The sequence below is a fragment of the Paenibacillus sp. GCM10012306 genome (genome assembly GCF_042649265.1).
Classification (GTDB): domain Bacteria; phylum Bacillota; class Bacilli; order Paenibacillales; family Paenibacillaceae; genus Paenibacillus_AQ.
Map to the genome: position 1 here is coordinate 126,034 of NZ_JBHRYW010000005.1, position 12,796 is coordinate 138,829.

The following is a 12,796-nucleotide window of genomic DNA, read 5'->3' on the forward strand; positions in this document are numbered from 1 at the left end:
GAATGTCATCATTAGAATGGACATCTTTACAACTCGAGCATGAACTGCTCTCTACAATTTCATTGGTGGGGGAGCCTGTGGGCGCAAGCACACTGGTTCACACAGTAGGCAAGAAATATGATCTCAGTCAGGCAACAATTGGCCGCAAGCTAATGGAGTTAGATATGAAAGGTTATGTTCAGCTGGAGGGAAGAAAAGGTCGTATTCTCACAGAGAAGGGCGTAAACCGACTTTCTCAACTGGAGAAGAGGATTCATCAGGAGACCCTTAATTCCCGACTGCTGGAAGTGCTCAATGTATCCGGGCAAAAGGCCATGATTAATGTGCTGGTCGCCAGAAGGGCGCTTGAGCGCGAAATTGCAAGTCTCGCTGCGCAGCGGGCCACACCCGATCATATTGAGCTTCTGCGAAATTCCATAGCCGAGCAGCTTGAAGTGTTAGCCGAGAACCAAATTCCTTATGAAGGAGATCGAGAGTTCCACCATTTGCTCGCGCTAATCGCCCGCAATGACATCTTGATGCATGCGGTTCAGCTGGTATGGGACCGGAGCCGCGAGCTGCCTGCGACAGCGTTCATCCGTAATTCTGTCGGCAGCAAGCTGGTTGTAGACCATCAAAGGATCGTCGACGCGATTGCGGAAGGCTCCTCCGAGAAGGCGGAGCAAGCGATGGTGGATCATATCAATCAAATGATTGAGGACGTCAAACGCTATTACCAAATAAAGCAGGATTCACAGTCGCTATAGTGGTTTTGCGTAGCAAACCCTAAGCGAATGCTTACGAAGTGGTTTTGCTTCGCAAAACTTAGGTATATAAGACGAACAAAAGAAAGTAACAAAAGGCGAGGAGGAACGAAGGGGGAAGTTTGGAACTGTAGGAGCGACAGCGTTCGCCTTTGTTCCCAGATTTCAACCGCTAAAAGCGGTTATAAAGAAGAAATCTGGGAACAACAGCGACCGGAAGTCCAAACATTCCACCGTAGTGACGACCGAGCTTTACGTTCGAATATTAAGTTCGTCTTATATAGATGCTTACGAAGTAGTTTTGCTTCGCAAAACTTAAGCGGATGCTTACGATGTGGTTTTGCTACGCAAAACCTGGAGGAGGAAAGAAAGTGGAACAAGGCTACCGGCTGGGCATAGATATCGGAGGCACGTTTACGGACGCGATGGTCGCGGATGCAGACGGTCGCGTGGTTGCCTCGCTAAAGACGCCTTCGATACCGGATGCCCCGGAACAAGCTATTTTTAATGCGTTGGAGCAATTGCAGAAGGCTTCAATAAATATTGCAGATATTGGCCTGTTCGTGCATGGAACGACGCTTGGTGTCAACACGCTAATCGAACGGAATGGAGCGGTAACCGGACTCCTTGTAACAGAGGGGTTCCGGGATGTGCTTGAGATTCGCCGGTTGCGATTAGAAAATACCACGAATCTATACGGCGACAAGGTACTTCCACTGGTACCTCGCCGTTTGGTCAAAGAGATCGATGAACGCTGCCTGGCCAGCGGCGAAGTCTTTCGTAGCCTGAATGAGGGGCAGCTTCTTCAAGCCGTTGAAGAACTGGTACAAGGGGGCGTAACTGCCATTGCCATCAGCTTCCTGCATTCTTATAAAAATGCTCAGCATGAGCAGCTTGCCGAGAAGCTCATCAAGCAGCACTATCCAGAGTTGTTTGTCTGCACAAGTAGCGGCGTATGGCCGCAGCAGCGTGAATACGAAAGAACGTTGGCTACGGTCATGAATGCCTATGTCGGGTCGCAAATGGGAGGGTACTTCCAGCGGCTGGAGCAGGGCGTGCAGCAGTATGGTTTGACAGCGAAGGTACTGTCCACGATGTCCAATGGCGGAATCATGTCTTCGACCAGAGCGTCAAGTGAGCCGGTGAAGACATTATTGTCCGGTCCGGCTTCCGGGGTCATCGGTGCTACGCATGTAGCACGTATGGCGGGACTGAACCAGGTGGTTACGTTCGACATGGGCGGAACCAGTGTGGATGTTGCGTTGATTGACGGACAGCCGGCTTATTCCGTCGATAATCAGGTCGGTGATTTTCCGGTGATTATCCCAGCCATCGATGTGACCGCCATTGGAGCAGGAGGCGGCTCTATCGCTTGGGTGGATTCAGCGGGCGTATTGAAAGTTGGTCCCCGCAGCGTCGGCGCCCGTCCGGGCCCAGCCTGTTACAATCGCGGGGGAACGCTGCCGACGACAACCGACGCTTATCTGCATCTGGGCATTTTACAGGCAGATCGCTTCCTGGGCGGCCAGATGGAATTAAAGCCGGATCTGGCACAGGCCGTGCTGGAGCGTCTGGGCGAGCAGCTTGGGATGAGTTCCTATGAAGCGGCACAGGCCATACTGGATGTGGCAACAGCCAACATGTATGCCCAATTCACACCGCTCATGGCCCGCAAAGGCGTCGACCCGCGTGATTTCACACTACTGGCTTACGGCGGCGCCGGTCCTATGCATGCATTTCTAATGGCTCGCGAGGTGGGGATTCGCAAGGTGCTAATTCCGCCTTCACCCGGAACATTATGTGCGATGGGTTGTGTAGTGGCCGATCTGCGGAACGACTTCGTCCATTCCCTGAACAAGGTAAGCGATGAGCTACAGCCAGGTGAGCTGGCGCAATGGTTCGAGAATCTTGGGGAGCAGGGAAGACGCTGGATCGCCGAGGAGACAGAGCAGGGTATTGAACTGGACCATACGTATCTGATGTACAGCGCCGACATGCGCTATGAAGGACAGTCCTTTGATCTCAGTGTGACGCTTTCCAGCGTGGCATACGGAGATATTGCCGATGCTGAGGCAAGATTTCACCAGCAGTATGAAGCTGTATTTGGAACTAGTCAACCTGAATCTCCAGTAGCCTTCGTGAACCTGCGAGCGACAATTATTGGCGTCACGCGCAAATCAGAGACCGTTGTTGTTCCTGCACCAGTAAAAACAAATTATGAAGCTGAGCGGAGAACGATTATTTTTGACGGCCAGGAGCATTCGGCTTTCATCACCGACCGGGAGCAGCTGAATGTGGGTGAGTTGTTGTCAGGACCGATCGTAATCAATGAGTATGATACCACCGTATTCGTTCCACCAGGATACAGCCTCACTAAGGATCGGTTTGGAAATATCATCGGGGAGGCCGAATAGTAATGACTGACAAGGTCTTTCTTGAGATTTTTAAAAATCGGGTGCAAGCCATTGTAGAGGAAATGGCCAATGTCGTTCTTCGGACAGGCTTTACGGCATTCGTCAAGGAAACCGGAGACTTCGGAACCTATCTGCTGACACCAGCGGGCGAAACCTTTGGTTCGCCACTGGATACAGGATACAATCTCTCCCTTGGCATTCCGGCGGGCGAAACCATTGAAGCCATCCGGGAATGGAGAGAAGGGGATATCGTCATTACGAATGATCCCTACGCGACAGGCGGAATGGCTACACATCTGCCGGATGTGCATTTGATCAAACCCTTTTTTCACCACGGAAAGTTAGTCGCGTTCGGGATGTGCTTTGTGCATTCCTCGGATGTTGGCGGCAAAGTGCCGGGCAGCGTCTCGCCGACGTCTTATGATATTCATATGGAGGGCATCCGGATTGCACCGGTGAAGCTGTATGATCAAGGCGTCCTCAATGAGCAGGTGCTTCGGTTATTCCTGGACAACAGTCGTATTCCCGATCAGAACTGGGGCGATCTGAAGGCGCTGATGTCAGCATTGCATCGGGGCGAGCAAAGGCTTCAAGAGCTGATTACCCGTTATGGTCTGGAAAAGGTCGAGCAAGGGATTGTTGATTTACTGCAGTATTCGGAGCTTAAAGTAAGAGCAATTATCCGCGATATTCCGAATGGCTCCTATGATTTCTGGGATTATCTTGAGGATGGCCCTGGCGGCTATCCGATTCGTCTGCGCTGCCGTATGGATATCGCCGGTGAAGAAATCTTCCTTGATTTTGATGGAACAGATCCGCAGGTTCGTGCTTCTTTTAATATCGTCACTGCGAATAAACAAGGTCACTATATGCTTGTGCCGGCACTGATTCGTTATTTCAGAACCGTTGACCCCACAATTCCGTGGAACTCCGGGATGATACGTATGGTTCGTAATGATGCACCGCCAGCGACGATTCTCAATCCTGAACCGATGGCGGCGGTTGGAGCCAGAGCGGCGACCTTTATCCGAGTCATGGATGTGCTGACAGGTGCCATGAGCAAGGCACAGGGCGATAAGCTTCCGGCTGCGGGAGCAGGACAAGCCTGTATCGTCATGCTAGCAATTACGGACCCTGTCACAGGCCGGAAAAAGGTTGGCGTCATTCAGCCGATTTGTGGCGGATCGGGTGCGCGACCGATGAAGGACGGCATAGACGGCATGGATTTCGCTGTCGGCCATTTGCGGAACATTCCTGCGGAAGCGGTGGAGGCTGAAATGCCGATTTTGATTGAAAAATACGGCTTGCGCCAGGATTCAGCAGGAGCGGGCAAGTATCGCGGCGGTAGCGGCATTGATCTGAAAGTGAAAATCCTTAGCCCGGATACAATCATGACAGCGCGCAATATGGAGCGAATGCAGTTCCAGCCTTGGGGCCGGCTAGGTGGCGGTGTAGGACAGGTTGGTGCAGCGATTCAAAATGCGGGGATGACAGATGAGCGTTCCTTGGGAAGAATTGATGAGCTGCTGCTTCATCCCGGTGACACGGTAACGTTCCTGTCGCAGGGTGGCGGCGGCTATGGTGATCCTTTCCTGCGTGATCCGCAGGAGGTGCTGGGCGATGTGCGCAGCGGGCTACTGACGGAGGAAGCAGCTGAGATGCTGTATGGAGTTGCACTCGTTGGGCAGAAGATCGATGAGGCAGCAACTGCCATTCTTCGCAAGGATCATCAGGAGAACGTGGAGGACTTCAGCTTTGGCAGCAAGCGAGAGCAGTTCGAGCAGCTATGGAGCGATGAAATGCAGCGGGCTGTCGGCCAGGCACTGCGACAATACCCGCTTGCACTTCGCGATTATCTGAAACGAAGAACGATGAACCAAGCCGAAGCACTGGCACAGCAAGGCAAGCAAATTGCCCCGGATGATATTGAGAAACTTATGCACGAAGTTAAAAGTCAAACGGGAATGCATTAGCTTATAAGAGTTGGGTGCAAGCGGACGGAAATGGTCGGATTAACAGGAATTTTTCCTGTTATTGTACTGCATTTCTGCAGAATGAGCGAAATAACAGGAGAAATTCAGACTGCCCAGAAACACCATGCTCTACGATTGTTGATGCGGAATAGCCTTATAAATCAGGCTCAGCTTCATCATCAATCCTTGTCAAAACCACTGCTTCAGAAGGTTGGAGACTTATGCATGGGGGCTAACGGACCCCAGCGCCGTTATTTACACATCAAGCAGCTTCTGGAACATGTAACGGACTCAGGTGCCGCTATTTCCTCCCAAACCGTGGATTTTACACCCGATTTCTGCTCATAGCGTCTCTGGAGTCCGTTATTTTCTGGAACGGTCAGGTGTTAGGAAATAACGTATCTGAGGTCCGTTACCAGAGGGAACAAGAAGCAGGTCCGGATTTCGAGATCGGTTCATTCATCAAGGGTTTATTATGGATTTTCTCAAAACAACCACTTCCTCAACAGTCTGAGTTTTTCCAGTTAATGCGCCGAATTTCTGAGGAATGAGCGAAATAACAGGAGAAATTCCTGTTAGTCAGCTTGTTTGGGCGGTATTAGATCCCATTAGAGTTCTAGTCCAAACATCACCATAATGACGGCTGAGCTTTACGTTCGGCACTTAGGCTCAGCTCTTACGTTCGGCACTTAGGTTCGGCTCTTTCATTCAGATCTTAAATCAGATCTTAAATCAGATCTTACATTCAGCTCCTAGGATCATTTAGTACAGATTCATCTTATAGAGATTCATTAGATAAAAGGAGAGATTACCATGAAATTGAAGAAACGTTCTCTGGCTCTGTCTGTACTTACTTTGGCGACGGCAGTGGCTGTAACGGCTTGCGGCGGCAACAATACAGCTTCTAACAATGGCTCTAACACAAGTTCTAACAAAGGTTCCAACACAGGTGCAGAACAAAGCACCAATACAAGTACAAGCACAGGGGAAAAGGTTAAACTGACGATGTTCATCTGGGCAGGCTCGAATCAGGATGTGGTGCCTAAAGAGGTTGTAGCCCAATATGTGGCGGCTCATCCTAATGTCGAAGTAACCTTCGAGGAATCGTCCAACTCTGTAATGTATCCGAAAATGGTTGCTGGCAAGCAAGCTGATCCGAACAACCCGATCGTCAACTTCGGATATTTCAATGCTGATGCTTCAGCCAAAGGCTTGAAGGACGACATGTGGGAATCGCTGGACCCTTCTATTGTGACGAATCTGGCTGACATTCCAGAGCAATATCATCAAGCTGATAACAAAGGGATTGTATGGGGCATCTCCAGCTTCTCCCTGGTATACAACAAGGATCTTGTGAAGACCCCGCCAACAAGCTGGGATGATCTTTGGGACAATCAGGAGTTCAAGGGCAAGGTCGCACTTTGGGATTACATGTTCTATCCGGTGATTTCGCCGCTGATTGCCGTTAAAGGCAGCGAACTAGGCGCGACGTACGACAATCCGGAACCAGCCTTTAAGTTCTGGGGTGAGCATAGCAGCCAAATTCAGACTCTGGTGACCTCGAATGACCAGCTTAAGAGCCTGCTTGATTCAGGCGATGCTCTGATCGCACCGTTCAGCGCCCAAGTCGCACAGACCTGGATTGACGGCGGTTCGCCGCTTGCAGTCGCCTATCCGAAGGAAGGCGCAATATCGTTCCCTTACTCTCTGCAAATTGTAAAAGGCTCTACACCGGAACAAACTCGTGTAGCTAACGAAATCATCAATGAGCTGATCTCTGCGGATGCATTGACCCGTTATGCTGAAGAGACAGGCACACCATTCACTAGTACAAAGGCGATCGTGCCGGATAAGTACAAGGATGATCCATCCTTCTCCGCAGAGGTGCAAAGCAAAGGCATCAACCCGGATTGGAGTAAAATGGCCGAGGACAGCTCCAAATGGAAAGAACTTTGGGATCGTCTCGTAAAAACGAATCTGTAAAAGCTGTAAAGTAAGTGGAGGAAGGTGGGATTGGCATCATGGGCGAGCATGCTGAGGCAATAGCCATTGAGGCCCGCAATATTGTAAAAAAGTTCGCTGGGTCTACAGCCTTAAACCAGGTCTCACTGGAGGTAAAGCGGGGAGAATTCATCTCCCTGCTTGGCCCCAGCGGCTGCGGCAAAACTACGCTGCTGCGAATCCTTGGTGGATTGGAACAACCCGATGCGGGAGTCGTTCTGCTCTCCGGCAAGGATGTTTCCGGAGTGCCGGCTTATGGACGCAATACGAATATGATTTTCCAGCAGCTGGCGCTGTTTCCTCATATGGATGTGTACAACAACATTGCGTACGGACTTAAGGTGAAAAAACTGGGCAAGGCGGAAATCAAGAAGCGCGTTGCGGAAGCACTGGAGCTGGTACAACTGTCGGATTACAGTAATCGCAGTATTTCTCAGCTATCTGGTGGTCAGGCACAACGTATTGCCATTGCGCGTGCTTTGGTCAATAAGCCGGAGGTGTTGCTGCTGGACGAGCCGCTGTCTGCGCTAGATATGCAGCTACGTCTGGATATGCAGCATGAGCTCAAGCGTATTCAGCGCGAATTCGGCGGGACGTTTATCTTCGTTACACATGACCAGAATGAAGCGATGAATCTGTCTGACCGCATTGCTGTTATGCGCTCTGGCGTCATTTTGCAGTATGGTACGCCTAGTGAAATCTATGAGCGGCCAGTGGATAGCTTTGTAGCCAAGTTCATAGGTGATACGAATTTGCTGGAAGCTAAGGTGATTAACAGTAGTGGCTCCATATTGATTGTGGAGTGCTGCGGTAGAACGTTTGAGGCATGGAACCCGGGAACAGCTGGCGTGGGCTCGACAGGTCATCTTTCGCTGCGCTATGAGTATGTTCAGCTAGGCGAAAGTGCGGGGCGTTGTGATAATCAGTTGACTGGAAAGATTCTGGAGAGCGTATATGGTGGTGCGAGCATCCGTTACAAGATTGCTATTGGCGGTGGCTATGAATTGACTGCTAATGTGCAGTACCAGCCCGGAAATCCTCTTTATGGCGTGGGGCAAGAGATCGCCCTTGGTTTTCAGGGAGAGCATGGTCTGTTCCTTGATGATTCGAGGGAGGCGTAAATATGACCAAAGCGTCCAGCAGGTCCGTTAAAAGCGTATCGCAGGGCCAGTCCTCCTGGCTCATGCGCTTACTGCTATTGCTGCCTGCGTTGCTGCTGATGGCGATTATCTACTTGGCCGGTATGCTGATTTTTAGCCGATTCAGCTTCGATGCTTTTGAGCAGGGGACCATTGTATCGGCCTGGCAACTGGATACGTACAAGACTTTTTTAAGTGATCCGTATTATTGGAAATTGATAGGCTCTACCTTCCGGCTTGCGTTAAAGGTGACTTTCTGGAGCTTACTGCTGGCTTATCCGCTCGCCTATGTCATTGCAGGGGTTCGGAGCCCGGGCTGGAGACAAGCCATGCTGCTTGTTACCTTCATGCCGTTATTGATTAGTGCTGTGGTCCGTTCTTATGGATGGATGATCATCCTTTCCCGTCAAGGCTTCCTGAACTGGATCTTTGTGAAGCTGGGTCTTACGGAGACGGGCTTTAATCTGATGCATAATGAGACGGGTGTCGTTATTGCGCTTGTTCATATTTTTCTGCCGTTCATGGTCTTTCCGATATTAAGTGTACTGCTTCAGAATGACGGAGTGCTCAAACATGCCGCACATGATTTGGGCGCAGGGAAATGGCGGACCTTCTTCACGATCACCTTTCCGTTATCGGCAAGAGGAATTGCTAGCGGTGTACAGATCGTGTTTACGCTGTGTCTCACGGCTTTTACAACCCCGCAATTAATCGGAGGCGGACGTGTGATGACCCTGCCCGTGTTTATTTATCAGCGGACGCTTGACACGAACTGGCCGATGGCTGCAGTGGCGAGCCTGTTTCTGTTCGCAGCTTCGATTCTGGTCTCCCTATTGGTGAATCGATCTGCTGAATGGTTAATGTATAGACGCAGTTCTGTAGGAGGTCGATAAGATGCGTACAAAGAATGTGAACTTCAAATGGGTATTGTACGTTGCAGCAATATTGATCTGTCTGTTTCTGACGCTGCCACTGCTGATCATTATCCTGACCTCCTTTGGTGCAGGCACGTCCAATGTATTCCCGCCCAAAGGCTTCTCTACAGAATGGTACAGTCATTTGGCGTCACAGAAGCAGTTTGGGCAGGCTTTTGTGAACAGTCTGATTGCTTCGACAGGCGCAACTCTGCTTGCTCTGGTTGGGGGGACTTTGGCGGCCATGGCGATCCTATATTATCCCTTCCCGGGTAGTGGCGTCCTGAAGGCCTTCTTCATGTCGCCGATGGTGGTTCCGAAGATTACGCTGGGCGTGGCTTATTTGATTCTGTTCTCCAAAATGCATATTGCAGGCGGCTTGTTCGCGCTGATCCTGGGCGAAGCGGTCACGGTATTTCCGTTTGTGATCTCTATTGTCGGAAGTGCGCTGGCGAACCTGAAGCCCGCGGATCGTGAGGCAGCTGCTGATCTTGGCGCCAAGCCGCTGCGAGTCTTCTTCACTGTTACCTTGCCACAGCTGAAGGTTAGTCTGTTAATGGCGGGCGCGATTTCGTTCGTCTTTACTTTTGATCAGGTGGAGACAGCTTTGCTCATTTTGCGTCAGGGCAGCTATACTTTGCCGATTCAGCTGTTTATTTATATGGAAAAATGGCAGGACCCTACCATCGCCGTTGTATCTGTCATGATGATTGTGTTTGCCCTTCTGCTCTTCTTTGGCATCAAAGTTGCGCTGAAATCAGCGCCGGCCATGGAGAAAATGCTAGGCAATAAAAAATAGGAGGTTGTTCCCATGAGTGATATCGTCATTGCCAACCGCAGTCGGGCAGCGGCCTATATGGAGCGTCACGGCTTGGCTGCTCTCATTGCAACCACACCGGAGAATGTAGCTTATACCATTGGTTCACAGCTTCGCGCGACCAATTGGACGATGCAGATTTATGCGGTGATGCCGAAGAATCCAGCGCAGCGTCCATGTATAATTATCCCGACGAACCGGCTGGGCGTGATTGCCCAGATGGGTATTTCAGGTGCCGATCTCTATGTCTACAGCGATTTCTTTGTGGAGGGGTCTATTGCAGGCAAGCCTTCCACACCGGATATTGATCTTTTCTATGACCTGCTACAGACTACTCCATCCTATGCCACGCCTTTCGCCGCGTTAGAAGCAGCTCTAAGTCAGCTGGGCATCAAAGGGCAACCTATCGGTGTTGATGAGATGCGTATGGCTCCGGATATTTATAGCAAGCTGACTGAACTGTTGCCAAGTGGTGAAGCGGTTCCGTCGTATGGACTGTTCCGGCAAATTCGCGGGGTTAAGACAGAGGCTGAGATTGCTCTTTTGAAAAAAGCTGCGGCGCTGAACGAGCAAGCGGAAAGCGAACTGATCGCTATGATCGCAGCAGGCGTTCACGAAGCGGAAATTGCGCAGCATTATCGTCTGGCCGCTGTGAAGGGTGGAGCGGTTCCAGCGATGACCGCCGTGGGTGCCGGTCCACGCAGCGCCTTGCCGCTGATCGAAAACTATTTTCACACCATTGCACCGGGAGATCTGGTTCGCTTCGACCTGTGTCTGCAGCTAGGCGGGTATTGGGCTGATACCGGACGGACGGTCGTATTGGGCGAGCCGACCGAATGGCAGCGGAATCACTTTCAATATGTCAAGAGCGGCTGGGAACGGGCACTCGACATGATCAGACCCGGGGTCAAGGCTTCCGAAGTGTTCGAGGCTGCGCTGACAACGGTGCAAAAGGAAGGAATTCCGCATTACCGCCGCCAGCATGTGGGCCATGCGATTGGTCTGGAGCTCTACGATGGCATAACATTATCGCCAGGCGATCATAGTGTGCTCGAGAAGGGGATGGTATTTTGCGTAGAGGTTCCTTATTATGAGCTTGGTGCGGGTGGCTTCCAGATTGAGGATACGGTTGTTGTGACAGAGGATGGCTTCGAATTTATTACTCACATGGAGCGTAAACTGTATCAACAATAGTAAAGTCACAATCTATGAATTAACCAACGAAGGATAGATGTAATGGGAATCCAGCAAGGAACAAAAGAATTTAAACACAGCAGTCTAGCGTTATTCGCTGGCGGTTTCAGTACATTCGCACTTCTTTATTGTCTCCAGCCTTTAATCCCTGAATTAACCCTGGATTTCAAAATTACGCCTACCCAGGCGAGCCTGGCGATGTCGGTCACGACGATTGCTATGGCCCTTACAATGCTGTTCGTCGGCGCACTGTCGGATGCGTGGGGAAGAAAAACGATCATGACCGCGTCGCTGGCGTCAGCTTCATTAATTACGGTGGCCTTCTCTTTCAGTACCAGCTTCAACATGCTGTTACTGTTGCGTATTGTGCAGGGCATTGTGCTTGCAGGCTTGCCTGCCATTGCGATGACCTATCTATCAGAGGAAATGGATAAGAAAAGTCTGGGCTATGCCATGGGCTTATACATAAGCGGAAATGCGATTGGTGGCATGGCCGGGCGGATCATCAGCGGACTGTTAACCGACTGGTTCAGTTGGCGTGTGGCGACAACGGTGCTCGGAAGTCTCAGTATCCTGGCTTCAATCGTGTTCTGGCTGGTCATTCCAGCCTCCCGGAACTTTGTGAAGCGTAAGCTGGAGCTAAACAAACTGGTGCCGCTGCTCTGGACGCAGCTTGTAAACGTGAGATTGTTGTGTCTGTACGGTTTGGGCTTTCTGTTCATGGGCGGATTTGTCACATTGTTCAACTATATCGGGTTTGAATTACTCGGGGCGCCTTATAATCTTAGTCAGTCTTTGGTGGGCAGTATTTTTGTTGTCTATATCATGGGTTCGATCAGCTCGACCTGGATGGGCAAATTGGCCGACCGTTATGGACGAATTCCGATCATGCTGGCAGCCTTGGGTATCTTTTTGAGTGGTGCATTACTTACCGGCTGTGGAAGCTTAGTATTTAAAATACTTGGAATCACGTTATTCGTATTCGGCTTCTTCGGGGGACATTCGATCGCCAGTAGCTGGGTCGGACTGGTATCCAAAGAGCATAAATCGCAAGCCAATTCGTTGTACCTGTTCTTCTACTATGTAGGTTCCAGCCTGAGTGGTACAGGCGGCGGCTTACTGTATAATGAATTTGGCTGGTCTGGTATTGTGGGCTTGATCGCAGTGTATGTCGTGATCGGGGTTCTGTTATGCGCCCTTCTTAAACGGTTGGGAGCTGCAGAGGGCAGCAATTCTCCGCTAAGTGGTTGACATCGATGTCAGAATTCACATATACTGTCTGTATTCTAATATACGATATACGTTGAAAGAGCCCAGTAGCAGCTTAGTCCCTGTCACAGAAAGCCGGGGGTGATGGAACCCGGTACACACTAAGCCTGTCGAATTACACTCTGGAGTATCTCGGGTAATGCCGAGCGGAATGGCGATCGATACTTCGCTAAGAGTGGCAGCATTGGTGTGCAGTAGCACAGTCATCCATTGCTGCAAGCTGGGTGGTAACACGGTTATTGAATCGTCCCTATGTCTACAATAGACAAGGGGCGATTTTTTTATGGATTGAGCCAAAGAAAAGATGGGGGAAAGGAATGGAGGAAAAGTTT

10 protein-coding genes are annotated in these 12,796 nt (G+C 50.6%); 9 read left to right on the top strand and 1 reads right to left on the bottom strand.

Annotation, left to right across the window (positions count from 1 at the left end):
• Positions 1 to 2: 2 nt before the first annotated feature.
• The 9 genes from ACFORK_RS13280 to ACFORK_RS13320 all read left to right on the top strand — a co-directional run bounded on the left by ACFORK_RS13280 (position 3) and on the right by ACFORK_RS13320 (position 12,446).
• Positions 3 to 746: an FCD domain-containing protein gene (locus ACFORK_RS13280; RefSeq protein ID WP_379199560.1), complete on the top strand. Its 744-nt coding sequence runs from the start codon at positions 3 to 5 to the stop codon at positions 744 to 746.
• Between the two features lie 368 nt (positions 747 to 1,114).
• The gene (locus ACFORK_RS13285; protein WP_379199562.1) at positions 1,115 to 3,157 is read left to right on the top strand and encodes a hydantoinase/oxoprolinase family protein; all 2,043 of its coding nucleotides are present in this window, start codon (positions 1,115 to 1,117) and stop codon (positions 3,155 to 3,157) included.
• Positions 3,158 to 3,159: 2 nt separating this feature from the next.
• Positions 3,160 to 5,130, top strand: a complete 1,971-nt coding sequence (locus ACFORK_RS13290) for a hydantoinase B/oxoprolinase family protein (RefSeq protein ID WP_379199564.1) — start codon at positions 3,160 to 3,162, stop codon at positions 5,128 to 5,130.
• A gap of 813 nt (positions 5,131 to 5,943) precedes the next feature.
• A complete protein-coding gene (locus tag ACFORK_RS13295; RefSeq protein WP_379199566.1) occupies positions 5,944 to 7,113 on the top strand; it encodes an ABC transporter substrate-binding protein in 1,170 nt (389 codons plus the stop codon).
• Positions 7,114 to 7,151: 38 nt separating this feature from the next.
• The gene (locus ACFORK_RS13300; RefSeq protein WP_379199568.1) at positions 7,152 to 8,252 is read left to right on the top strand and encodes an ABC transporter ATP-binding protein; all 1,101 of its coding nucleotides are present in this window, start codon (positions 7,152 to 7,154) and stop codon (positions 8,250 to 8,252) included.
• A gap of 2 nt (positions 8,253 to 8,254) precedes the next feature.
• The gene (locus ACFORK_RS13305; RefSeq protein ID WP_379199571.1) at positions 8,255 to 9,163 is read left to right on the top strand and encodes an ABC transporter permease; all 909 of its coding nucleotides are present in this window, start codon (positions 8,255 to 8,257) and stop codon (positions 9,161 to 9,163) included.
• 1 nt (position 9,164) lies between these two features.
• Complete coding sequence (locus tag ACFORK_RS13310) at positions 9,165 to 9,983, top strand: ABC transporter permease (protein WP_379199573.1); 819 nt, start codon at positions 9,165 to 9,167, stop codon at positions 9,981 to 9,983.
• A gap of 12 nt (positions 9,984 to 9,995) precedes the next feature.
• Complete coding sequence (locus ACFORK_RS13315; protein WP_379199575.1) at positions 9,996 to 11,195, top strand: M24 family metallopeptidase; 1,200 nt, start codon at positions 9,996 to 9,998, stop codon at positions 11,193 to 11,195.
• A 42-nt stretch (positions 11,196 to 11,237) separates the two neighbouring features.
• On the top strand, positions 11,238 to 12,446 hold the full coding sequence (locus ACFORK_RS13320) for an MFS transporter (RefSeq protein ID WP_379199577.1): 1,209 nt from the start codon (positions 11,238 to 11,240) through the stop codon (positions 12,444 to 12,446).
• A 15-nt stretch (positions 12,447 to 12,461) separates the two neighbouring features.
• On the opposite strand, the gene ACFORK_RS13325 is transcribed toward ACFORK_RS13320, so the two are convergent.
• Positions 12,462 to 12,698: a hypothetical protein gene (locus ACFORK_RS13325; RefSeq protein ID WP_379199579.1), complete on the bottom strand. Its 237-nt coding sequence runs from the start codon at positions 12,696 to 12,698 to the stop codon at positions 12,462 to 12,464.
• Positions 12,699 to 12,796 lie beyond the last annotated feature (98 nt).